Origin of the sequence: Propioniciclava tarda, from assembly GCF_900182665.1 — a bacterium.
GTDB lineage: Bacteria > Actinomycetota > Actinomycetes > Propionibacteriales > Propionibacteriaceae > Propioniciclava > Propioniciclava tarda.
Genome location: NZ_FXTL01000015.1, coordinates 56,841 through 80,339, shown reverse-complemented (window position 1 = coordinate 80,339; position 23,499 = coordinate 56,841). Strand labels below are relative to the sequence as shown.

Below are 23,499 nucleotides of genomic sequence, written 5' to 3'. Positions count from 1 at the left end.
GAACGACCGCTGCCACCCGTTCGTGTGGACCAAAACCGCCGACGACATCCTCAAGAAAGCCAACCGTCAGACAACTTCAAACACGGGCCACTAGCATTCGTGACGCCCCTGTCTAGGGGGGTAGTACTACCCCCCTCGGAGAAATTTCGGCGTCAGGGCAAGTGAGAGTTCTTATGCAAATGCTGGAATAATTTCCCATTCCTGAACAGTCAGGTCAGCCTTCACCGTGCCGGCACGTACGGCGTAGTGGGAGTGGCGTTCACCAGCCGTTTACCTTCGGCTCAACGGATCCGTGCTGCGCTCCTGGCCTCCCGGGCGCGTTGAGATGCCCCGCGTGTCGAGCGACGGGTTGGCGACGTTTCGCACCCTAGTGCCGCCGCTCGAAGCATTTCCCGGCCGATTGCGCGGAAAAGATAAGGACAATCGCATGCAAAGCGTGTCGACCCGGGGTCGAGCCCGGAATCGAGGGCGGCCACCTCGCTAAACGATGAATTCCTGCGGTCGTGCAGTCAGCCACCCGTTTCGGCCTACGTGCGGGACGCCGGCTGCCGAGGGGTCTGGGCCGTCGTTGCGCCCAGGACGGCGACCAGTTCTGATCGCGCCCTTGCGGGTCGCGCCGACGCCCCCGCCACGCGGGACGCCGACCCGCCTGACACGAGCAGGAATGGGTGCATGATGTGACGCAGCGTTTCGCGTCCGACAAGGGGAAACCACTGTGAGTTCGAAGGCGTCCCCGGACCTGTCGAAGAGCCAGGCACGTTGGCTCGCGCGGCGCACGATCGTCTGGCCCCCGTGCGCGCTCCCGGACGGCTTGCGCCCCACTGACCTCGACTGGCGCCTGCACTGGTCGCCGGCCGCCGGCATCGATCCGTGGGCGTCGGAACCGTGGCCCTGGAGCTCGGCACCCTTGCGACCCGCGGGCACGCCGCTTCCGCGGTCCTTGGCGGCGCGCTTCCCCGCCGCCCGGGATGCGGTCGTGCTGGACGTCCCCGCCGACCTCGACCTCGACACCATCCTGCGCGGCCAGGTCGTGGTCGTCGTCCAGCAACCCTCGGGGCGGCTGATCAACGCCAGCGGCGTCCAGCTCGCCGGCGTCCTCGACGAGGTTTACGCGGACGCCGCCCGAGCCGACCTCGGACTGACCTTCGCCGACGGCGTCCCAACGTTGCGGGTTTGGGCGCCGACGGCGCTGGACGCCTCCCTCCTTCTCATCGGACCCAACGATCCGCCGGACGCCGAACCGGCGGTGCTCCGGCTGACGCGCGAGCCCGACGGCTGCTGGTCGGTGACCGGAGAGCCCAGCTGGACGGGCTGCCGCTACCTCTACTCGGTCACGGTGTTCGACCCGGGACTGCAGCGGGTCGTCACCACGCGGGTCACCGACCCGTACTCGGTGGCCCTGGCGGAGAACTCCACCGCCTCCGTCATCGTCGACCTGGACGATCCCGCCCTTGCTCCGCAGCCCTGGCTCGACCAGCCCCAGCCGACCCTCGCCACCCCCGTCGACCAGGTCAGCTACGAACTGCACGTGCGCGACTTCTCGATCTCGGACGCCAGCGTCGCGCCCGACCTCCGCGGCACCTACCGGGCCTTCACCCAGGACAGCGCCGGGACGCGTCACCTGCGCCGACTCGCCGAGGCAGGCCTCAACACCGTCCAACTCATGCCGATCTTCGACTTCACCTCCAGCGAGGACCATCGCGGACGCCAGTCTCCGCTGGACCTCTCGCTGCTCGGCACCATGGCCCCGGACTCCGATCGTCAGCAGGCCTATCTCCGCGAGAACAACCTGCATCGCAGCTTCAACTGGGGCTACGACCCGTGGCACTCCTTCGTTCCGGAGGGCAGCTACGCCACGCCCGGCGCGGTCGAGGGCGGCGGTCGGATCCGCGAGGTGCGGGAGATGATCGGCGCGATCCACGGCCTGGGTCTGCGGGTCGTCCTCGACCAGGTCTTCAACCACACCAACGCCGCCGGGCAGTCGGCCAGTTCCGTCCTGGGCCGCATCGTCCCCGGCTACTACCACCGACTGGACGCCGTCGGCGACGTCTACACGTCCACCTGCTGCCCCAACGTGGCGACCGAGCACCGGATGGCCGAGAAGCTGATGGTGGACGCCTGCGTGCTGTGGGCGAAGCACTACAAGGTGGACGGGTTCCGGTTCGACCTGATGGGTCACCACTCGCGGGCCAACATGCTCAAGGTGCGCGCGGCCCTCGACGCGCTGACGATCGAGCGCGACGGCGTCGACGGACGCCAGGTGACGATGTACGGCGAGGGCTGGATCTTCGGCGAGGTCGCCGACAACGCGCTCTTCGTGCAGGCGTCCCAGGGTCAGCTGGGCGGCACGGGCGTCGCGACCTTCTCCGACCGCATGCGGGACGCCGTCCGCGGCGGTGGTCCGTTCGACGCCGATCCGCGCCTTCAGGGCTTCGGGACGGGGCTCGCGACTGCGCCGAACGCGTCCCAGGGCAACGGGAACCGCTTCGACCAGGGCGACCGCCTGCTGCACGACGCCGATCTGATCCAGCTCGGCCTGGCCGGTACCCTCCGCGACTACACGTTCACGTCGCAGCGCTACGCGACCCCACTGCGCGGCGACAAGGTCGACTACAACGGTGGTCCGGCCGGGTACGCCGATACGCCGGCCGACGTCGTCAACTACGTCGACGCTCACGACAACGAGACGCTGTTCGATGCGCTGACGCTGAAGCTGCCCGTTACGACGACCATGGCCGACCGGGTGCGGATGAACACGGTGTGCCTCGCCTTCCCGACGCTCGGCCAGAGCGCGGTGATGTGGCACGCCGGGTCCGACTTCCTGCGCAGCAAGTCGCTGGACCGCAACAGCTACGACTCCGGCGACTGGTTCAACCTGCTGGACTTTTCGCTGACCGACAACGGCTTCGGGCGCGGCCTACCGCCGGCGTCCAACAACGTCGACAAGTGGCCCTACCTCCGACCGCTGCTCGCCATGCCGCAGCTCAAGCCGGCGCCGGGCGACATGCGGGCCGCGCACGCCCAGGCGCTCGACCTGCTGCGGCTCCGCTCGTCCTCGCGGCTGTTCAGGCTGGGGGACGCCGCCGCGATCCGCGCGAAGGTCACGTTCCCGGTCTCGGGCACCTGGGCGCAGATCCCGGGGGTGATCGTGATGGTGCTGGACGACACGGTGGGGCGTCCGGTGGATGCGCAGTTCGCCCGCATCGCCGTCGTCTTCAATGCGGCGACCTGGCCGGTGCGCCAGGTGGTCGAGACACTGCCAGGGGCGTGGGAGCTGCATCCGGTGCAGCAGGGCGGGGCTGATCCGATCGTCAAGACGACGTTCTACGAAGCAGGCGCCTTCCGCGTACCCGGACGGACCGTCGCGGTCTTTGTCGAGCGTCGCGGCTAACGAGATTGGACGCCCGCGCTAGCGTCCAACCGACAGTGAATCGGCGCAACGGGACGGGGGAGCCATCAGCGAGCTAGGGATGGGCATGGGCATGGGCGGACCCGACCGGGCCGCCCGGAAGGTGGACGCCGCCGATCGCGCCCAGTTGGCCGAGTCGCCCGTGCCCGCCAGCCGGATCCTGGAGCTGTTCCGTCCCCATACCGCGAAGCTGGCCCTGCTGCTGGTGACGGTTGTGGCGGCGTCCGTTGTCGGCCTGGCGCAGCCGTTCCTGCTGCGTAGCGTCATCGACGAGGCCCTCCCGACGTCCAACACGCAGCTGCTGATCTTCGACACAGGCGGCATGGTCGGCGTCGCGGCGCTGACAGCCCTGCTGGGAGTGGCCCAGACGGTGCTGTCGACGCGGATGGGCAACCGGGTCATGCACGATCTGCGGGTGCGGGTCTTCGAGCACCTGCAGCGCCAATCGATGGCCTTCTTCAAGCGGACGCGCGGCGGCGAGATCCAGTCGCGCCTGCTGCAGGACATCGCCGGCATGCAGGGCGTGATGACGACCGTGGCGACCTCCATCGCGTCCAACTTGACGACGGCCGTCGCGACCGGCGTCGCGATGGTGGCCCTCAACTGGCGGATGTCACTGATCTCGTTGGCGATCCTGCCGCCGGCGGTGTGGGTGACGAGGCGCGTGGCCCTGGTGAGGCGTGACCTGATCAGCCAGCGGCAGCGGACACTGGCCGACCTGCACTCCCAGGTGGACGAGGGCCTAGGCGTCAATGGCGCGTTGCTTGCCAAGACGCTGGGCTCGTCCGGACGCCGCGTCGAGGCGTTCGCGGCGGCGTCCGAGCAGCTCAGCGAACTGGACTATCGCTCCCAGCTCGCCGGACGCTGGCGCATGGCGCTCATGCAGGTGATCTTCGCGGCGATCCCGGCGGTGATCTACCTGGCCGCGGGGTTCCCGCAGACGTCCGGCGGCATCTCGATCGGCACGCTCGTGGCGTTCACGGCGCTGCAAGGGGCGATCTTCCGTCCGATCATGGGCCTGCTCAACGTCGGCGCGCAGTGGATCGGCTCGCTGGCCCTGATGAGCCGCATCTTCGGCTACCTGGACCTGCCCGTCGAGGTCCAGCCGCCGGCGAACCCGGTGCCGTTCCCGCGCGACGGCGTCCGCGGCGAGGTGCGGTTCTCCGGCGTCAGCTATCGGTATCCGGACGCCGACGTGGACGTCCTCGTCGACGTCGACCTACACGTGTCGCCCGGCGAGACGCTGGCGCTGGTGGGGGAGACCGGGTCCGGGAAGTCGACGGTCGGCGCACTGCTGGTGCGGCTCGCCGACCCCACGGCAGGCCGCATCACCATCGACGGCGTCGACCTGCGCGACATCGCCCCCGCCGACCTCGCCCGGGTGATCGGCGTCGTCACTCAGGAGACCTACTTGGCGCACACGTCGATCGCCGAGAACCTGCGCGAGGCCAAGCCGGATGCCACGGACGCCGAGCTGTGGGCCGCCTTGGACGCCGCGCAAGTGGACGAGGTCGTCCGGGCCCTGCCAGACGGGCTGGAGACCGTGGTCGGAGCGCGCGGGCACCGGTTCAGCGGCGGCGAGCGCCAGCGGATCGCGGTCGCGCGGACGCTGCTGGGCAACCCGCGCGTCCTGATCCTGGACGAGGCCACCAGCGCCCTCGACAACGAGACTGAACGCGAGCTGCAGACGGCGCTGGACCGGCTGATCGTGGGCCGCACGACGGTGACGATCGCGCACCGGCTGAGCACCATCGCGGGGGCCGACGAGATCGTCGTCCTCGACCACGGACGCGTCATCGAGCGCGGCACGCACGCGGGACTCATCGCCCAAGGCGGCGCGTACGCCGCTCTCGCCCACGGGGACTCCCGCGGCGGCGTCCAGGAGTAGCGGGCTTCGACAACTCGGTCGTCGTTCCCTGAGCTCGTCGAAGGGTGGTCCCTGAGCTTGTCGAAGGGTTAGACGAAGATGACCTGCGCGCCTTCGGAGAGCTCGATGAAGTCGGTCGCGGAGATGACTGCCTCGACGCCGTCGTAGAGGTCGTCTTCACTGAGCCCGTTCATGTCGAAGCTCAGCTTGCAGCCCCACAGGTGTCCGCCGGACGCGACGATGATGTCGAGCATCTCGCGCACCGAGGGGATCTCGAGCTTGTCGAGCGTCTTCTTCATGTAGAGCGTCGTGCCGGCCGTCACGCCGGGGAGCGCGCCCAGGAGCTGCGGGATCGGCATCTTCGGCACCTGAGGCAGGTGCATGGCCGTGTTGCCGAGCATCGAGAACTTGAGGTGGTCCATCGTCCGCTCGGTGACCAGGTCGAAGCCCCAGAACGTGAAGAAGATGTGCGTCTCGACGCCTTCGCCGAGCGCCGCGTTGGCCATGATCAGGGCCGGGTAGGCCATGTCCAGGTTGCCCTTGGAGGCGATGAAGACCATCTTGCGGGGCTTCGCCTCACCGGACGCCGCGGGCGCGGCCTCGGCGACGGCCTTGGCCCCCTTGGGCTTGTCAGCCTTGGGGGCGTCCGCCTTGGGGCCGCCGAAATCGGGGATGATCGGGTTGTCGGTCATGTCTAGCTCCTTTGTTAGACGCAGCCCTTGGGCTTGGGTAGTCCGGCGATGTAGCTCATCTTCTTGGCCGGCTTGCCCGGGAAGAGGACGAAGAGGTTCTTCATGTCGAAGCCGCCGACGCTGGCCACGCGGCGCAGGGTCGCGGTCTCCTTGCGGGCCGGGAAGTCGGCGCGCAGGAAGCGGATGACCTTCCAGTGCTCATCGGTGAGCTCGTCCACGCCGGCGTAGCCGGCCAGGACCTTGCCGAGGTCCTCGTCCCATTGGGCGTAGTCGGTGAGGAAACCCTCGTCGTTGACGTCGATGGGGCGTCCGCCGATCATCGTGGTGGGCATGGCATTTCTCCTTGTCAGAACTTGGGAACGATCGGGTCGGGCAGCACCGTTGCTGGATCGGCCGTCGAGTCGATTCCTTGCTGTGCAACGTACTCCGGCAGCGCCTCGAACGCGGCCGCCGCCTTGGGATTCACTTTCGGTCCGGACGCCTTGGGCGCGGCCACGGAGGTGGGTCGGGCGACGGTAGGACGCCCGGGTGCGGGCTTGGCCTTCGGCAGGGAGCCGAACAGGCGCGCCGGCGTCCGAATGATGGTGGACGCCAGGCCCTTCAGGAGGTCCGGGGTGGAGGTGCCGGACGCCGTGTCTTCGATCTTCTTGCCCATGAGGTACATGTCGGCGGTGAAGGGGAGCGGCTTGCCGGTGATGAGGAGGTTCCAATAGACCCAGCGGAACGCGACCTTGGCCCAGTGGTTGGCGCGGGTCTCCTTGAGCAGGCTCATGGGTCCGATGCCGGGGAGCGGGAACTCGCCGGTGTAGGGCTGGGTCTCGTAGTTGAAGTCGAGCAGCATGCCCTTGCCGCCGCCGGACTCGATGAAGCAGTTGGCGTGGCCGTCGAAGTTGTGGGTGAGCTGCTGGCCGGCGAGGTATTGCGGCCAGTTCTCCATGAAGATGTCGACCGCGAAGTGCGCGACGGAGCCGGCCTTGGAGGTCTTCAGGGTGCCGCCGTCGCCGAGGACGAAGATGTCGGGATCGGCCAGTGAGCGCATGGTGCCCTGGTCGCAGGGGACGAAGTTCATCTCGTCGCCGAGCCCGGACGCCGCGATGTAGTCGGGTCCCATGTTGAGGGGCACGGTGACCAGCAGGTCGAAGGGGATGCGCCGCTCGTCGAAGCTGATGATCTCGCGGGTCTCGTTGTCGATTTCGGCGATGGCGAAGTCGGTTTCGAGCGCGATGTTGCGGGACTTGAGGGCGTCGCCCAGCTCGCGCGACGCGACCGGCTTGGTGAACGCGCCGTCCAGCGGGGTGACGTAGGTGATGTCGACCTTCTTACGGATCTTCTTGTCCTTGAAGTAGCTGTCGGCCAAGAAGACGAACTCCAGCGGCGCCACCGGGCACTTGATGGGCATCTCGGTGATGTGGACGACGAGGCGTCCGCCCTGGAAGGTCCGCATGGCCTCCTGGAGCGCCTCGGCGCCTGGCAGGTCGTAGAACTGGTGGACGCTCTTGCCGACCTCGGGTCCGTCGCCGCCTGGGGTGGCCTCGAGGCGCGGCTGGACGCCGGTGGCGATGATCAGGGTGTCGTAGGTCAGCTCACGTCCGTTGCGGAGGTGGACGGTCTTGGCTCCTGCGTCCACCTTCTCGACGCCGCACAGCACCAGGTCGACGCCGTCCGGGATGAACGAGTGGCGCGACCTGACGATCTGGCCGGGGGCGAGCTGCCCGAACGGCAAGAACAGGTAGCCGGGCTGGTAGTGGTGGGCGTCGTCCTGGTCGACGACGGTGATGCTCAGTTCTGCCTGGGTGGACGCGGCGCGCAGCTTGTTGGCGACCATCGTGCCTGCGGTGCCCCCGCCCAGAATGACCAGTTTCCTCATCGAAACTCCTCGGTTGCGGCGTGGCTCCACGATACCCCATGGGGTATCGGGTGTGAGGGTGAATTGAGGAACCTCGTCGGGATCTGGCCGAAGCGCGCCTGGGCCAGAGCGCCCGGGCACGGGGCCGAACTCCGTCGCGTATGCCGAGGTCCGGACGTCGGCGCAGCTGACGAACCTCGGCTTCGTGGGAGCCGACAGGAGGCGAGCGAGGTCGCTGCCTACGGCGTCCGCGCGGCAACCCATGGCCACACTTCTCGACTGTCGGACGGGGGCACTAGCCTGAGGGCGTCGGGCAACGGGCGACGCCGGCTCAAACCAGCAGTCGTCCCGCCCACCGAGCGCGCAGCATCACCGAAGAAGAGAGGGTCATCGATGACCGAGCTGGTCTGGACAGAACTCGACAAGCGGGCGGTCGACACCGCGCGCGTGCTGGCGGCGGACGCCGTCCAGAAGGTGGGCAACGGCCACCCGGGCACCGCGATCTCGCTCGCGCCCGTGGCGTACCTGCTCTACCAGAAGGTCATGAACGTCGACCCGTCCGATGACCGCTGGCTCGGACGCGACATCTTCGTGCTGTCCGCGGGCCACAGCTCGCTCACCCAGTACACCCAGCTCTACTTGGGCGGCCTCGGCCTCGAACTCACCGACATCGAGGCCCTGCGCACCTGGGGCTCGAAGACGCCGGGCCACCCCGAGGTTCACCACACCAAGTTCATCGAGTGCACCACCGGACCCCTCGGCGCCGGCATCTCCAACGCCGTCGGCTTCGCGATGGCCGCTCGCCGCGAGCGCGAGCTGTACGACCCGTCCGCCGAGCCGGGCACGTCGGTGTTCGACCACTTCGTCTACACGATCGCCGGTGACGGCTGCATGCAGGAGGGTGTGGCGTCCGAGGCGTCCTCGCTGGCCGCGACGCAGAACCTGGGCAACCTGATCCTGATCTACGACGACAACCGCATCTCGATCGAGGGCGACACCAAGATCTCCTTCTCCGAGGATGTCGAGGCCCGCTACGCCGCCTACGGCTGGCACACCCAGCACGTCGACTTCACGAACGGTTTCACGACCTACGAAGAGAAGGTCGGCGAGCTCTACGCCGCGATCGAGGCGGCCAAGGCCGTCACCGACCGCCCGTCGTTCATCAAGGTCACCACGATCATCGGCTGGCCTCTGCCCACCAAGGCCGGCGACCACTCCGTCCACGGCTCGGCCCTGGGCGCCCCCGAGATCGCCGCCCTCAAGACCGAACTGGGCATGGACCCCGACAAGTCCTTCGACGTCGCCCCCGAGGTCGTCGCCCACACCCGCGACAACGTTGCGACGCGCGCGAAGACCGCCCGCGCCGACTGGGACGCCCGCTTCGCCGCCTGGCGACAGGCCAACCCCACCCAAGCCGCGCTGCTCGATCGCGTCCGTTCCGGACGCCTCCCCGAGGACGCCGCCGCTGCGGTCGCCGCGTTCCCGGCCGGCACGATGTCGACGCGTAAGGCGTCCGGACTGGTTTTGACCGCCCTCGGCAAGGTCATGCCCGAACTGTGGGGCGGCTCAGCCGACCTGGCGTCCTCGAACAACACCACGATCGAGGGCGCGAAGTCCTTCCTGCCCGAAGAGCGCGGCTCCCACGACTGGACGCCCGGCTCCGGCCCGGACGCCCGCGTGCTGCACTTCGGCATCCGCGAACACGCGATGGGCGGCATCGTCAACGCGATCAACCTCACCGGCCTGACCCGCTGCTACGGCGGCACCTTCCTGGTGTTCTCCGACTACATGCGGCCGACGGCCCGCCTCGCGGCCCTGTCCGACATCCCGTCGACGTTCGTCTGGACGCACGACTCCATCGGTGTCGGCGAGGACGGCCCGACCCACCAGCCGATCGAGCACGTGGCGTCCCTGAGGCTGATCCCGGGGTTCAACGTCGTCCGTCCCGCGGACGCCAACGAGACCACCGCCGCTTGGCTCAAGATCCTGGCCGACCGGCAGCCAGCGGGCATCATCTTGTCTCGCCAGGACCTCACCACCTTCGACCGCACCTCCGGCCAGTTCGCCGGCACCGAGGGCGTCGCGAAGGGCGGTTACACGCTCGCCGAGGCGTCCGCGGAGCCGAAGGTCGTGCTGGTCGCGACCGGCTCCGAGGTCGAGATCGCCGTTGCGGCCCGCGAGGCTCTCGAGGCCGAGGGCGTCCCGACCCGCGTCGTGTCGATGCCGTGCGTCGAGTGGTTCCTGGGCCAGGACGAGGCTTACCGCTCAGCCTTGCTGCCGGACGCCGCCGCGAAGGTCTCCGTCGAGGCCGGCACGGTCGTGGGCTGGAAGGAGATCCTCGGCTGCAAGAGCGCCTCGGTGGGCCTGGATCACTTCGGCGCTTCGGCGTCCGGTGCCCTGCTGTACGAGAAGTTCGGGATCACCGCGGACGCCGTCGTCGCGAAGGCGAAGGGCCTGCTGGGCTGAGAGCTGGGGCCGGTAGGGTGAGCCGAACCCGACCGCCAGGAGCATCCGCATGACCGGCCCGCTGTCCGCACGCCTTCCCGACTTCCCGTGGGACACGATCGCTGACGCCAAGTCGCTGGCGGCGTCCCACCCGGACGGCCTCTGCGACCTCTCGGTCGGCACCCCAGTCGATCCCGTGCCGCAGTTGGCGCTGGACGCCCTCGCGGCGTCCGGTGCCCGCTGGGGCGGCTACCCGACGACCTGGGGGACGCCGACACTCCGTTCCGCGATCGTCGACTACCTCGGACGCCGTTGGGGCGCGTCCGGGCTCTCGGATGCCGGCGTCCTTCCGGTCATCGGCACCAAGGAGCTCGTCGCCTGGCTGCCAACCTTGCTCGGGCTCGGGGCCGGCGACGTGGTGGTCTTCCCGGAGATCGCCTACCCGACCTACGAGGTCGGCGCGCGCCTGGCTGGCGCGACTCCGGTCGCCTGCGACGACCCCGGACGCCTCGCCGCGTTGCGCCCCAAGCTCGTCTGGATCAACTCCCCGGCCAACCCGCACGGGGCCATCCTGTCGGCGTCCGACACGAAGTCCTGGGTGGACGCCGCCCGCGCGGTCAGCGCGGTGCTGGCCTCCGACGAGTGCTACGGCGAGTTCGGCTGGGACGCCGAGCCCGTCTCGGTGCTCCACCCGGACGTGTGCGGCCCGACCCACGACGGTCTGCTGGCGGTGCACTCGCTGTCGAAGCGGTCCAACGTCGCCGGCTTCCGGGCGGGCTGGGTCGCGGGCGATGCGACGATCGTCGGCGAGCTGCTCGAAGCGCGCAAGCACGCCGGGATGATGGTGCCCGGGCCCATCCAGGACGCGATGGTTCCGCTGCTGGGCGATCAGGACCACGTCGACGAGCAACGAGCCCGCTACCTCCGGCGTCGCGCCATCCTCCGGCCCGCGCTGGAGGCGTCCGGCTTCACCATCGAGCATTCCCAGGGCTCGCTCTATCTGTGGGCGACCCGCGGCGGGAACTGCCGCGCGACGATCGACTTTCTGGCGGGGCTGGGCATCCTGGCCGCGCCCGGCGACTTCTACGGCACGGCGTCCGATCAGTACGTCCGTATCGCGCTCACGGCGACGGACGAGCGCATCGAGGCGGCGGCGTCCAGGCTGAGGCAGTCGGTCTGACGGGCGGTCGCGTCCGTTGTTGGCGGAATAGGTCTCGCTGGGCGATATCAATTCCGCCAAGAACTAGGCCAGCGTGATCACGACCTGATTCGCCTTGGCCGGAGTCGACGCCGTACCCCAAGAACCGCCCATGAGTCCGGTCGACCAGGTCTTGTCGGCGACGGCGACCGACTTCACGCCGTAGGTGTCGGCGTACGCGATCGCAATGTGCGCCGCGGACCAGGCGGCCGTCGCGTCCGGCATCGTCACGGTGACCGTGGTCCCTGCCGAGTCCACGACCGCCTTCTTCGACAGCGTCGCCACTAGGACCTGCTTCAGCCCCGCCGGATCAGCCGTCGCCGTCGCCCGCGACGAGCACGAGAAGGTCGCCGGCGCCGCCCCGCTCAGTGCATTGGCCAGGACGCCCGCGTTGGTGACGTGCTTGTCGTAGGCGTCTGGGAAGCCCGATCGCTGCACAGCCTGCGCGACGTCGCCGACGTCCATGGTCTGCCAGTTCTTGACCTGCACCATCGCGGCGTAGAAGGCGTTCGACGAGTAGTAGGCGTCCTGGACTTGGGCGGCGGTTCCCCAGCCCTGCGACGGACGCTGCTGGAAGAGACCGAGCGAGTCCCGGTCGCCGTAGTCCAGGTTACGGATGCCCGACTCCTGGTACGCCGTGGCGAGCGCGATCGTGACAGCCTGGGTCGGCAGCCCGCGGCGTCCGGCGACGCCCGCGATGATCGCGGCGTTGCGAGCCTGCGCCGGATCGAGCCGGACCGTCCAGTCACCGGACGTGGCGGCGCAGTGGTCCGTCCACGGCAGCGCCTGCTTGGTGAGCATGTTCAGCAGGGTGTAGCCGCCGAACGCCACCGCGCCGAGTAGTGCTAGGGCGACCAGCGCCGCGATGAGGGTGCGCGGGCGCATGGGCTAGTTGGCGTGCAGGGCCGCGTTGAGCTCGACCTGCTGCCCCTGACGCGGACGCACCTCGACGGCGCCGGTCACCGAGTTGCGGAGATAGAGCAGCCCGGACGCCCCCGAGAGCTCGGACGCCTTCGCCTCGCGTCCGTCCGGCAGCCGGACCTTGGTGCCCGCCGTCACGTAGAGCCCAGCCTCGACCACGCAGTCGTCCCCGAGCGAGATGCCCACGCCTGAGTTGGCACCGAGCAGGCAACGCTCGCCGAGGGAGATCTGCTCCTTGCCGCCGCCGGACAGCGTGCCCATGATCGACGCCCCACCGCCCACGTCGGTGCCGTCGCCGACGACGACTCCCGCCGAGATGCGACCCTCCACCATGGACGCCCCCAGCGTGCCCGCGTTGAAGTTCACGAAGCCCTCATGCATCACGGTCGTGCCCTCGGCCAGGTGGGCGCCCAGCCGGACGCGGTCGGCGTCCGCGACACGCACCCCACTAGGCACGACGTACTCGACCATCCGCGGGAACTTGTCGACGCCGAAGACCGTGACGTGGCCGTGCGCGGCGCGCAGCGCGAGGCGGACCTCCTCGAAACCCTCGACCGCGCACGGACCCGCCGACGTCCAGACGACGTTGCTGAGGCGTCCGAAGATGCCGTCGAGGTTGATCGACCGAGGCGCCGCCAGTCGGGCCGACAGCAGGTGCAGGCGCAGGTACGCGTCGGCGGCGTCGGCGGGGGGAGCGTCCAGGTCTGCGACGGTGCAGACGACCTTGGTTTCGACGCGACGGACGGCGTCCGTGCGTGCCAGCGCGGTCAGCGACGAGGGCGCCTCGGCGGACGGCTCACCGCCGAGTTGCGGATCGGGGTACCAGACGTCCAGGACGGTCGAGGACGCAGCGATCGTGGCGAGGCCCCAGCCCCAGGCGGTGCGAGTCATGCGTCCGAGCCTACCGAAGGGGTTGAGGAGCTCCGCTCGGGGCCCCTTGTTCGCGGCGCCGGACTCCGTCAGGCCTCTCCACGGAGGGGGCCATGACGTCATGGCTGCGATTGTCCGACCCGGATGGGCATTGTGCAGCCACGACGCGCGGGGCGGCCGGCGTCCGAGCGGGCGGCGTTAGGCTCAGGGCCATGCTCGACCTCACCGCGGACCCTGCCGACCTGCTCGCCACGATCGTCGACATCGAATCTGTCAGCGGCAATGAACGGCAGTTGGCGGACGCCGTGGAGGCAGCCCTGCGCGGATGCCCCCACCTCGACGTCCTGCGCGATGGGGACGCAGTCGTCGCCCGCACCCACCTCGGACGCCCCAGCCGCGTCGCGATCGCCGGGCACCTCGACACCGTGCCGGTGAAGAACAACCTGCCGAGCCGTCGCGAGTCCGGACGCATCTACGGCCGCGGCGCGTGCGACATGAAGGGCGGCGTCGCGGTGGCCCTTGGGTTGGCCGCGTCGCTGACCGAGCCGCGCCACGACATCACCTGGATCTTCTACGACCACGAAGAGGTCGCCGGCGATCTGAACGGCCTCGGACGCCTCGCGCGGACGCGTCCGGAGCTTCTCGAAGCCGACTTCGCCGTCCTCATGGAGCCCACCTCGGCGCGCGTCGAGGGCGGCTGCCAGGGCACGAGCCGCTTCGAGATCACGACGACCGGCACCACCGCCCACTCCGGACGCGCCTGGCTGGGCCACAACGCCATTCACGACGCCGCGCCCATCTTGCAGCGCCTCGCCGCCTACGAGCCGCGCACCGTCGTCGTCGACGGCCTCGAGTACCGCGAGGGCCTCAACGCCACCTGGATCAGCGGCGGCGTCGCGCTCAACACCATCCCGGACCGCTGCGTCGTCACCGTCAACTTCCGCTTCGCGCCCGATCGCGACGAGGCGGACGCCCGCGCGCACGTCGCCGAGGTCTTCGCTGGCTACGACCTGCACTACACGGACTTCTCGCCCGCAGCGCGACCCGGACTGCACCTGCCGGCGGCACAGGAGTTCCTGGCCGCGGTGGGCGGCGAGCCGGGCCCCAAGTACGGCTGGACCGATGTCGCCCGCTTCGCCGCCCTCGGCGTCCCGGCGGTGAACTACGGTCCCGCGGACGCCGGTCTCGCCCACACCGACAACGAGTTCTGCCCGATCGACGAGCTATACACCTGCCGGGACGCGCTTGCGGCGTGGCTCGCGTCAAGGCCTCGAGAAGCTCAGCTAGCGGTTCCTGAGCTTGTCGATGAGCGGTCCCTGAGCGGTTGAGGCTTCGACCATGCTCAGCCAGCGGTCCCTGAGCTTGTCGAAGGGCGGTTCCTGAGCTTGGGCTTCGACAAGCTCAGCCAACGGTTCCTGAGCTTGTCGTAGGGCCGTCGCTGAGCTTCTCGAAGGGTCGAGACGCCCGGAAGCCTAACCCGCCTGGTACGGCTGACGTTCACCCGCGCGACACGCGTCCGCGTTAGTCTCGCGCCATGAGTCGAAGCCAGCAGCGCCAGGGACCGATCGTCCGTCGTCACGGACAGGTTCAGTCGACGACCACCGACCAGCGGCTGCTGGAGAGCCGCGGGGAGACGGGCTGGGTCCACACGGACCCCTGGCGCGTCCTGCGCATCCAGGCCGAGTTCGTGGACGGCTTCGGGACGCTCGCCGACCTCGGACCCGCCATCACCGTCTACGGCTCGGCCCGCACCAAGCCGGGCGCCCGCTACTACGACGACGCCGTCCGCATGGGACGCGCCCTCGCCGAAGCCGGTTACGCCACGATCACCGGCGGCGGTCCGGGCCTCATGGAGGCCGCCAACAGGGGCGCCTTCGAGGCGGGCGGCACCTCGGTCGGGCTCGCGATCGAGCTGCCCTTCGAGGAGTCGATGAACGAGTACGTGACGCTCGGCATCAACTTCCGCTACTTCTTCGTGCGCAAGGTCATGTTCATGAAGTACGCCCAGGGCTTCGTCGCCTTCCCCGGCGGCTTCGGCACGCTGGACGAGCTGTTCGAGGCGCTCACCCTCGTGCAGACCAAGAAGATCACGTCGTTCCCGATCGTCCTGTACGGCCGCGACTATTGGACGCCGATGGTCACCTGGCTACGCGAAACGGTCTCGGCCGAAGGCTGCCTCAGCCCCGCCGACCTCGACCTGTTCACCATCACCGACGACGTCGACGAGGCGGTCGCGTTCTTGTCGGCCCAATCCCGGAAGCTGCGGTCATGACCACACCCGAGCAGTGGATCATCTTCGGCACGTTCGCGGCCTTCGCAGCCCTGGTGCTGCTCGGCGCCGCTCTGGCCGGGGCCGGACGCTTCGGCGAGATGCCCCCCGCGGTGGTCGACCAGTTCGTCATGCAACTGCCCGACCGCCAACTGAGCCCGACCGATCTCAGGCAGGCGCGGTTTGCGACGTCGCTGAGGGGCTACTCCCAAGAACAGGTGGACCACCTGCTCCACCACGCCGCACGCCAGTGGCAGGCAGATCGGACGCCGTCGCGTCCGTCGGTGTGGGGGAGCGTCGACACCTTCGAGGACGGCGAGGCCAGCCCCGCCGGACGCCCTGACTGAACCACCCTTGCCCGTCTGCGATAATGGTGATCTCTACAACGCAAGCGGATCGCCCACGGGCGAGAGAATAGAGGTAGCGCGATGGCAGCGATGAAGCCGCGAACGGGTGATGGTCCGATCGAGGTTGCCAAGGAATCCCGGGTGATCGCCATGCGTATCCCGGCCGAGGGTGGTGGCCGACTCGTGATCGAGATGAACGCCGCCGAGGCGACCGAGCTCCTGGAAGCTCTCAAGGCGATCGTCGGCTGACGGCGTCCCTCGTGAGCTGACAGGCTCCAACCAAGACGAAGCGCCGGCCCCGGGTCCATGACCCGGGGCCGGCGCTTCACGTGGTCTCAGGCCTTCTTCGCCTCATGGTGGGCGATCGCGGCCTGGTACACGGCAACCGTCTCCTGGGCGATCTTCTCCCAGCTGAACTCGTCGATGCAGCGCTGGCGTCCGGCCAGACCCATGGCGCGCGCCCGCTCGCGGTCGCGCGTCAGCTCGTTGACCTTGGCGGCGAACTCGGCCTCGAAGTCGGCGATGTAGGCGGCGTCCGACGCCTTGGCCGGGTCGTAGGGCACGAGCAGCCCGGTCTCGCCGTCGACGACGACCTCGGGGATGCCGCCCACCGCGGACGCCACCACGGGGATCTCGCAGGCCATCGCCTCGAGGTTCACGATGCCCAGCGGCTCGTAGATCGACGGGCAGGCGAACAGCGTCGAATGGGTCAGCACCTGCCGGACGGCGGCGCGCGGCAGCATCTCCTGCACCCACGTCACGCCCGATCGGCTCTTGTTCAACTCCGCGAAGGCGCCGTCGAACTCTGCGGCGATCTCGGGGGTGTCGGGGGCGCCGGCGAGCAGCAGCACCTGGGTGTCCGGGTCGAACGCCCGCGCCGCACGGACCAGGTGGATCAGGCCCTTCTGCCGCGTGATGCGTCCGACGAAGGTGACGATGGGCTTCGTCAGGTCCACGCCCAGACCGGAGATCACGTCGGTGGCCGGGTCCGGGCAGAACTCGTCGGGGTCGATGCCGTTCTTGACCACGTGGATGCGCTCCCGCTCGACGAACGGGTAGGCGTCCTGAATGTTCTTGATCATCGCCGCAGAGACGGCGATGACGGCGTCCGCCTCGGCGTACGCGGTCTTCTCGATCCACGAGCTGACGCGGTAGCCGCCGCCGAGCTGCTCGACCTTCCACGGACGATCCGGCTCGAGTGAGTGGGCCGTGACGACGGTCGGGATGTCTTGGAGGCGTCCGGTGATGATCCCGGCGAACTGGGCGTACCAAGTGTGGGCGTGCACCACGTCCACCTCGGGGACGGCAGCCGCCATCGAGACGTCCGCGCCTAACGTCCGCAGCGCGCCGTTGGCGCCCTCGGGATAGCTCTCGGCGTGAGCGGTCGCGCCCTCGCGCGGCTCACCCATGCACTGGACGTCGACGGACTCGCAGAACTTGCGCAGCTGGGGGACGAGCTGACCGACGTGGACGCCGGCGCCGCCGTAGATGTGTGGGGGATATTCCCTGGTGAGGATCGAAACGCGCATGCCCGGATCGTTCCACATGGCGGCAACGAGGGACAGGAGAACGCCCGACTTGCGCCGCGCCTCGCCTGGCCGGCGGTGGTCGTTGCCAGGAGTTTCCCGGGAGCCGTCTCATTTCCGAATTCGGCTGTCGCTGACCGTCGAAGCACACTAGGTTCACGGTTATGGACCGACCCAACGTCTTGTCGATTGTGCTGGCCGGTGGTGAGGGCAAGCGCCTCATGCCTCTCACGGCCGATCGCGCGAAGCCCGCAGTGCCCTTCGGTGGCACCTACCGCCTGATTGACTTTGTCTTGTCGAACATCGCGAACTCAGGTCTGACCAAGATCGCGATCCTGACTCAGTACAAGTCCCACTCGCTGGATCGCCACATCTCGCAGACGTGGCGGTTCTCGACCCTCCTCGGCAGTTACGTCACCTCGGTGCCGGCGCAGCAGCGCACCGGCAAGTCGTGGTACCAGGGCAGCGCCGACGCGATCTTCCAGTCGATGAACCTGATCATCGACGACGAGCCCGATTACGTCGTGGTCTTCGGCGCCGACAACATCTACCGGATGGACGTCGACGCCATGCTCGAGGCGCACATCGCGTCCGGTGCCGAGCTCACGGTCGCGGGCATCAGGGTGCCCCGCAGCGAGGCGTCCGCCTTCGGCATCATCGACTCGGACGCGTCCGGCAAGATCTCCGAGTTCCTGGAGAAGCCGGCCGACCCGCCGGGCTGCGTCGACAGCCCGGACGAGTCCTTCGCCTCCATGGGCAACTACATCTTCTCGGCCAAGCCGTTCGTCGAGTGCCTGAGCAAGGACGCCGAGGACGAGTCCAGCAAGCACGACATGGGCGGCAACGTGGTGCCCTACTTCGTTGCCAAGGACACGGCGTATGTCTACGACTTCACCAAGAACGACGTGCCCGGCTCGACCGAGAAGGACCGCAACTACTGGCGCGACGTGGGCACCATCGACGCTTACCACCTGGCCCACATGGACCTGGTCAGCGTCGACCCCGAGTTCAACCTCTACAACCGCAAGTGGCCGATCTTCACCTACCAGTCGCAGTTGCCCGGGGCGAAGTTCACCCTGCGCGGGACGGCCGAGGACTCGATCGTCTCGGCCGGCTGCATCATCTCCGGCGGCGACGTCGACCGCTCGGTGCTGAGCCCCGCGGTGGTCGTCGACAAGTGGGCGAAGGTCGAGGAGTCGGTGCTCTTCTCCGGCGCGAAGGTGGGCCGCAACGCGGTCGTCCGCCGGGCGATCCTGGACAAGAACGTCGTCGTCGAGGACGGCGCCGAAGTCGGCGTCAACCGCGATGCCGACGTGTCACGCGGGTTCTACGTGAGTGACGGGGGCATCACGGTGGTCCCGAAGGGCTTCCGGGTTCACGCCCAGTAGGTCAGAAACGACGAACCGGCCCCCGCTCAGCGGGGGCCGGTTTCGTGTCTGGCTGGACGCCAACGCGTCAGTGTCCAGGGGACGCCGAGGCGTCCGGGCTGTTAGGTGCGGTAGGCGACCAGCGCGCCGTCGCCGACGGGCAGCAGGACGCCGGAGAACTCGTCCATCGTCTGGACGGCCTCCAGGACCTCGCGCATGATGACGGTCTCGTCGTCCTCGTTGGTCGGGTCGGTGACGCGGCCGTCGGCGAGGGCGTGGTTCACGAACAGGACGCCGCCCGTGCGCAGCAGCCGAGCAGCCTGCGCGACGTACTCGACGGTCTCCAGCGGGTCGCCGTCGACGAAGACGAGGTCATAGGCGCCGTCGCTCAGCTTCGGCAGCACGTTGAGGGCCGCACCGGCGATCAGGCGGGCACGGCGATGCGGGATGCCGGCGCCCTCGAAGACGGTGCGGGCCGCCTGCTGATGCTCCGGCTCGGAGTCGATGCTGGTGAGGATGCCGTCTGCGGTCAGGCCGTCGATGATGGCCAGCCCGGACACGCCGGCGCCCGTGCCGATCTCGACCGCGGCCTTCGCGCCGACCAGCCGAGCCAGGAGCGTCAGCAGGGACGCGACTCCGGGGGACGGGGCCACGACATCGAGCGCGGCCGACAGCTTGCGGGCCGCGTGGCCGTGGTCGTCCACGGTGACGAAGTGCTCGGCGAACTCGTATTCGGCGCGGTGAGCGGTGGCGCGGGCGGTCGATCTGGGTGCAGCGTTCACGTGCGCAGCCTAGCGCGAAGGACTCGCAACGTTCCCCTACAGTTGGCGCCATGAGTACGGTAACCGCGGAGCTCGTGGCCAGCGTTTTGAGCGTGTCTGTGACGCCCGGCCAGCGGGTCGAGGTGGGCGATGAGCTGCTGCTCCTCGACTCCATGAAGATGGAGATTCCGGTGCTCGCCGAGGTGGCCGGAGTGGTCACCGACGTCGTGATCAAGGCGGGGGACACCGTGCGTGACGGCGACCCGCTGGTGGTGATCAAGCGCTGAGCCTGCTTTCGGCAGGGCTTATGCTGGAGGCCATGCCAGCACCAGCTTTCGGCCGCCTGATCACGGCCATGGTCACCCCCTTCGCCGCCGACGGTTCGCTGGATCTGGTCGAGGCGAAGCGGCTGGCGTCCTATCTCGTCGACGAGATGCACAACGACGCCCTGGTCATCAACGGCACCACTGGTGAGTCCCCGACGACCGACGACGCCGAGAAGCTCGCGCTGCTCGAGGCCGTCGTCGAGACGGTCGGTGACCGTGCTCAGGTCTTGGCTGGGGTCGGCACCAACGAAACCGCGGCCACGATCTCGCGCTGCAAGGACGCCGTCCGCGCGGGCTGCCACGGCGTCCTCGTGGTGACCCCGTACTACAGCAAGCCGCCGGTCGACGCGCTGTACGAGCACTTCGTGATGGTCGCGGACGCCACCGAGCTTCCGGTCATGCTCTACGACATCCCGGGCCGCTCCGCGATCCCGATCCCCGAGGACGTCATCATCAGGCTGGCCGACCACCCGCGCATCGTCGCCGTGAAGGACGCCAAGGGCGACATCGTGTCGTCCTCGCGCGTTATGGCCGCCACCGACCTGGCGTACTACTCCGGCGACGACGCGATGACGCTGCCGCTGCTGTCGGTCGGCGGGGTCGGAGTCGTCGGCACCTCCACGCACTTCACCGGTGCCCGCACCAAGCAGATGATCGAGGCGTACGTCGCCGGGGACGCCGCGGGCGCGCTCGCGATCCACCGCGAGCTCTTCGACGTCTACACCGGCGTGTTCGCGACCCAGGGCTGCATGCTCGTCAAGGCCGGTCTCGCAGCGCGCGGCTTCGCGCCCGGCGGCCTGCGGCGTCCGCTCAAGTCGGCGACCGACGCGCAGCAGGCGACGTTCGTCGCCCTGTTGGACGCCGCGGGTCTTTGATCGCCTGTCGGATGCGCGCATGATCGACTTCAACTGGACCGAGATCCTGGCCCTGGCGATCATCGGCGTCATCATGTTCGGCCCCGAGAAGCTGCCGGAGTTCGCTCGCAAGGCTGCTCGCGTGGTGGCGTACCTGCGTCGGGTCGGAAATGACGCCCGCGGGCAACTGCGGGCCGAGCTGGGTCCGGAGTTCGACGACCTCAAGCTGTCCGACCTGAACCCGAAGAACTTCGTCGGCCGCGTCCTGAGCGCCGAGGACCAGCAGAACCTGCTCGACATCCGCGACGAGTTGAAGGGCGTCGGCACCATGGCGTCCGAGGGACTGGACGACGTTCGGACGAACATCGAGAGCCAGCCCGTCGACGAGCCGGTCGCGGTGCCGGTTCCGGCGTACCGGCCCCCCTTCGATCCCGAAGCCACCTAAGGGACTCGCGGACGCAGCCGGCCGATGGCGCTACCCTCACCCTCGTGAGCGGTTCGTCGTCGGCAGTCTTCGTGTCGCGCCTGCTGAACCTCCCCGTCATGGACGCCGGCGGGGACCAAATCGGCAAGGTGCGCGACGTCGTCGTGCAGAATCGCAGCAACCAGCGCCCGCCCCGCGTCAAGGGGTTCTCCGTCGAGCTGTTCGCACGGCGCCGGGTCTTCCTGCCGATGGAGCGGGTGCACAGCATCGACGCTCAGCAGGTGATCATCTCCGGCGTGGTGAACACGCGCCGCTTCGAGCGGCGCGAGCACGAGCGGCTGGTGGTCGACGACCTGTTCGACAAGAGGGTCGTCCGGGCCGCGCAGGGGGCGGCGTCCGAGACGATCTTCGACATTGCGATCCAGCAGGAGCGCAGCCGCGACTGGGCGATCAGCGAGGTCGCGCTGCGCGCGGCGACGGGGCGACGTCCGTTCTCGCGTGGACACGTGACCATCGTCGACTGGGACGAGGTGCCCGACTTCTTCGGCATCTCCGAGCATGAGACCGACCAGATCGTGGCCCGGCTCGCCGACATGAATCCGGCTGACGTCGCGCGGGAGCTGCATGGCATGACCTCCGACCGCCGGGACGCCATCGTCGAGGCGCTGGATGACGAGGCGCTCGCCGAGGCGCTGGAGGAGCTGCCGGAGGCCGACCAGGTCGAGCTGATCTCGCGGCTGGACACCGAGCGTGCGGCCGACGTGCTGGAGGAGATGGATCCGGACGACGCCGCGGACCTCATCGCCGAGCTCTCGCCGGAGTTGGCCGAAACCATCCTGGGCCGCATGGAGCCCGAGGAGGCCCAGGACGTTCGGACGCTGCTGAGCTACGACGCGTCCACGGCGGGTGGCCTGATGTCGCCGGAGCCGATCATCCTCGCAACGGACGCCACCGTGGCGGATGCGCTCGCGATGATCCGGCACGAGGACGTCACTCCGGCGATGGCCGCGATGGCCTATATCTGCCGGGCGCCGCTGGAGACGCCGACCGGCCGTTTCCTGGGCGGCGTCCACTATCAACGGCTGCTGCGGGAGCCGCCGTCGATGCTGGCGTCCCAGCTGGTCGACAACACGGTCGCGCCCCTGCGTTCGGATTACAACATCGCCCAGGTCAGCCGGTACTTCGCCACGTACGACCTGGTGTGCGCGCCGGTGGTCGACGCCCAGGGACGCCTTCTCGGCGCGGTCACCGTGGACGACGTCCTCGACCACATCCTGCCGCGCGACTGGCGCGACATTCAGCTGCACGGGCTAGAGGAGGCGGACGGTGCCACCGACTAGGGATCCGCGACTCAACACCCCCGGTCGGGAGCGGCGCTGGCTGCCGCGCCCGAAGTGGTCCGCGGACACGTTCGGCGACTTCGCCGAGGCCTTCGCGCGCTTCATGGGCACCGCAGGCTTCATCATGTGGATGACGATCTTCATCGTCGCCTGGTTCTTGTGGAACTCGTTCGCCCCTGAAGGCATCCGCGCCGAGGGCTTCCCGTTCGTCTTCTTGACGTTGCTCTTGTCGCTGCAGGCGTCCTACGCGGCGCCTCTGATCCTGCTGGCGCAGAATCGCCAGGAAGCGCGCGATCGCGTGAGCCTCGAGACCGACCGCCAGGTCGCCGCCCAGTCGCGCGCCGACATGGACTTCCTCGCCCGCGAGATCGCGTCGCTCCGCATGCGGATCAACGACATGCCCACGCGCGACTTCATCAGGGGCGAGCTGCGCGATCTACTTGACGACCTGAATCGCGACGAGGCGTCCGAGCAGGCCAGGGAGCGGAGACGCGATCGATGATGCCGATCGTGATCCGGGCCTCCGCTCGGCGCGCCCTGAAGCTGGTCGTGATGGGCGTCATCCTGGTGGTGGGCATGGTGTTCCTGGCCCTCAACGGACGCGCCGCGCTCGAGCGCGGCGTCGGTTGGTTCGGGGTGATCTTCTTCGGACTCGGGCTCGCGTACGCGGTGTGGGTCCTCGTGCGGCGTCCGATTCTGCTGACGATCGACGCTGACGGGTTCACCGACAGCTCGACGCTGGTCTCGGTGGGGCGGGTGCGCTGGGCCCATGTGGCGGGGATCCAGCTGTGGAAGGTGTCGCGCCAGACGTTCATCTGCGTCGACGTCCTGGATGAGAACCAGCTGCCGAGGCGCCCTGCCTGGAAGCGCGCCATCGACTGGGCGGACCGGGCGCTGGTCGGCACTCCGATCGCGATCGGACTGAGCACGGCGCAGGTTTCGCCGGACGAGGGGCTAGCCCTGCTCGAGCAGGGATGGGCGGACTGGAAGCGCCGCAACTCGTGGCCGGAGGCGTCCGCCACCGAGCACTAGACTCC

The 23,499-nt window shown here is 68.9% G+C and carries 22 protein-coding genes; 15 read left to right on the top strand and 7 right to left on the bottom strand.

The genetic code is table 11. The features are described 5' to 3' along the window. The first annotated feature begins 715 nt into the window (after positions 1-715). Entirely contained in the window at positions 716-3,391 is a 2,676-nt protein-coding gene (pulA, locus tag FN821_RS11335; RefSeq protein WP_131172716.1) for a pullulanase-type alpha-1,6-glucosidase, read from the top strand. 91 nt (positions 3,392-3,482) lie between these two features. Further along, positions 3,483-5,297 (top strand): ABC transporter ATP-binding protein, encoded by a 1,815-nt coding sequence (locus FN821_RS11330; protein ID WP_241660231.1) that lies wholly within the window; start codon positions 3,483-3,485, stop codon positions 5,295-5,297. A gap of 68 nt (positions 5,298-5,365) precedes the next feature. On the opposite strand, the gene FN821_RS11325 is transcribed toward FN821_RS11330, so the two are convergent. The 3 genes from FN821_RS11325 to sqr are packed head-to-tail and all read right to left on the bottom strand — an operon-like array spanning position 5,366 to position 7,835. Beyond that, positions 5,366-5,968, bottom strand: coding sequence for a DsrE/DsrF/DrsH-like family protein (locus FN821_RS11325; protein ID WP_131172714.1), 603 nt, complete (start codon positions 5,966-5,968; stop codon positions 5,366-5,368). A 14-nt stretch (positions 5,969-5,982) separates the two neighbouring features. Beyond that, positions 5,983-6,300, bottom strand: a complete 318-nt coding sequence (locus FN821_RS11320) for a TusE/DsrC/DsvC family sulfur relay protein (protein WP_131172713.1) — start codon at positions 6,298-6,300, stop codon at positions 5,983-5,985. A gap of 14 nt (positions 6,301-6,314) precedes the next feature. Beyond that, a complete protein-coding gene (gene sqr / locus FN821_RS11315; RefSeq protein ID WP_131172712.1) occupies positions 6,315-7,835 on the bottom strand; it encodes a type III sulfide quinone reductase, selenoprotein subtype in 1,521 nt (506 codons plus the stop codon). Positions 7,836-8,207: 372 nt separating this feature from the next. On the opposite strand from sqr, the gene tkt reads away from it, so the two are divergent. Together tkt and dapC are read left to right on the top strand one after the other, a co-directional pair. Further along, a complete protein-coding gene (gene tkt, locus FN821_RS11310) occupies positions 8,208-10,280 on the top strand; it encodes a transketolase (RefSeq protein WP_131172711.1) in 2,073 nt (690 codons plus the stop codon). A 49-nt stretch (positions 10,281-10,329) separates the two neighbouring features. Continuing rightward, positions 10,330-11,439: a succinyldiaminopimelate transaminase gene (gene dapC, locus FN821_RS11305; RefSeq protein ID WP_131172710.1), complete on the top strand. Its 1,110-nt coding sequence runs from the start codon at positions 10,330-10,332 to the stop codon at positions 11,437-11,439. A 63-nt stretch (positions 11,440-11,502) separates the two neighbouring features. On the opposite strand, the gene FN821_RS11300 is transcribed toward dapC, so the two are convergent. Both FN821_RS11300 and dapD read right to left on the bottom strand, forming a co-directional pair. Next, positions 11,503-12,342 carry a hypothetical protein gene (locus FN821_RS11300; protein WP_131172709.1) on the bottom strand — a complete coding sequence of 280 codons (840 nt, stop codon included), beginning with the start codon at positions 12,340-12,342 and terminating at the stop codon, positions 11,503-11,505. 3 nt (positions 12,343-12,345) lie between these two features. Beyond that, entirely contained in the window at positions 12,346-13,269 is a 924-nt protein-coding gene (gene dapD, locus FN821_RS11295) for a 2,3,4,5-tetrahydropyridine-2,6-dicarboxylate N-succinyltransferase (protein WP_131172708.1), read from the bottom strand. A gap of 191 nt (positions 13,270-13,460) precedes the next feature. On the opposite strand from dapD, the gene dapE reads away from it, so the two are divergent. The 4 genes from dapE (at position 13,461) to FN821_RS11275 (ending at position 16,113) form a co-directional block, all read left to right on the top strand. After that, on the top strand, positions 13,461-14,576 hold the full coding sequence (gene dapE / locus FN821_RS11290) for a succinyl-diaminopimelate desuccinylase (RefSeq protein WP_131172707.1): 1,116 nt from the start codon (positions 13,461-13,463) through the stop codon (positions 14,574-14,576). A 206-nt stretch (positions 14,577-14,782) separates the two neighbouring features. Then, positions 14,783-15,520: an LOG family protein gene (locus tag FN821_RS11285; protein ID WP_131172706.1), complete on the top strand. Its 738-nt coding sequence runs from the start codon at positions 14,783-14,785 to the stop codon at positions 15,518-15,520. Further along, the gene (locus tag FN821_RS11280; RefSeq protein ID WP_131172705.1) at positions 15,517-15,864 is read left to right on the top strand and encodes a DivIVA domain-containing protein; all 348 of its coding nucleotides are present in this window, start codon (positions 15,517-15,519) and stop codon (positions 15,862-15,864) included. The genes FN821_RS11285 and FN821_RS11280 overlap by 4 nt, the downstream gene beginning before the upstream one ends. Positions 15,865-15,945: 81 nt before the next feature. Further along, positions 15,946-16,113, top strand: coding sequence for a DUF3117 domain-containing protein (locus FN821_RS11275; protein WP_131172704.1), 168 nt, complete (start codon positions 15,946-15,948; stop codon positions 16,111-16,113). 86 nt (positions 16,114-16,199) lie between these two features. Here FN821_RS11275 and glgA read toward each other — a convergent pair whose 3' ends face one another. Next, complete coding sequence (gene glgA, locus FN821_RS11270) at positions 16,200-17,393, bottom strand: glycogen synthase (RefSeq protein WP_131172703.1); 1,194 nt, start codon at positions 17,391-17,393, stop codon at positions 16,200-16,202. Between the two features lie 161 nt (positions 17,394-17,554). Between glgA and glgC the strand changes: the two genes are divergently transcribed. Then, positions 17,555-18,778: a glucose-1-phosphate adenylyltransferase gene (gene glgC, locus FN821_RS11265; RefSeq protein ID WP_131172702.1), complete on the top strand. Its 1,224-nt coding sequence runs from the start codon at positions 17,555-17,557 to the stop codon at positions 18,776-18,778. A gap of 101 nt (positions 18,779-18,879) precedes the next feature. Here glgC and FN821_RS11260 read toward each other — a convergent pair whose 3' ends face one another. Then, complete coding sequence (locus FN821_RS11260; protein WP_131172701.1) at positions 18,880-19,539, bottom strand: O-methyltransferase; 660 nt, start codon at positions 19,537-19,539, stop codon at positions 18,880-18,882. Positions 19,540-19,589: 50 nt separating this feature from the next. Here FN821_RS11260 and FN821_RS11255 point away from each other — a divergent pair, with 50 nt between their 5' ends. From FN821_RS11255 to FN821_RS11230, 6 genes are read left to right on the top strand one after another with little or no spacing between them, the layout of a single operon-like run. Next, positions 19,590-19,805: a biotin/lipoyl-binding carrier protein gene (locus FN821_RS11255; RefSeq protein ID WP_131172700.1), complete on the top strand. Its 216-nt coding sequence runs from the start codon at positions 19,590-19,592 to the stop codon at positions 19,803-19,805. A gap of 32 nt (positions 19,806-19,837) precedes the next feature. Beyond that, entirely contained in the window at positions 19,838-20,719 is an 882-nt protein-coding gene (gene dapA / locus FN821_RS11250; protein WP_131172699.1) for a 4-hydroxy-tetrahydrodipicolinate synthase, read from the top strand. Between the two features lie 19 nt (positions 20,720-20,738). Next, complete coding sequence (locus FN821_RS11245; RefSeq protein ID WP_131172698.1) at positions 20,739-21,143, top strand: sec-independent translocase; 405 nt, start codon at positions 20,739-20,741, stop codon at positions 21,141-21,143. A gap of 44 nt (positions 21,144-21,187) precedes the next feature. Further along, positions 21,188-22,462 carry a magnesium transporter MgtE N-terminal domain-containing protein gene (locus tag FN821_RS11240; protein WP_131172697.1) on the top strand — a complete coding sequence of 425 codons (1,275 nt, stop codon included), beginning with the start codon at positions 21,188-21,190 and terminating at the stop codon, positions 22,460-22,462. Next, positions 22,449-22,964 carry a DUF1003 domain-containing protein gene (locus tag FN821_RS11235; protein WP_131172696.1) on the top strand — a complete coding sequence of 172 codons (516 nt, stop codon included), beginning with the start codon at positions 22,449-22,451 and terminating at the stop codon, positions 22,962-22,964. The genes FN821_RS11240 and FN821_RS11235 overlap by 14 nt, the downstream gene beginning before the upstream one ends. Further along, positions 22,961-23,494, top strand: a complete 534-nt coding sequence (locus FN821_RS11230) for an STM3941 family protein (protein ID WP_131172695.1) — start codon at positions 22,961-22,963, stop codon at positions 23,492-23,494. The genes FN821_RS11235 and FN821_RS11230 overlap by 4 nt, the downstream gene beginning before the upstream one ends. Positions 23,495-23,499: the final 5 nt, after the last annotated feature.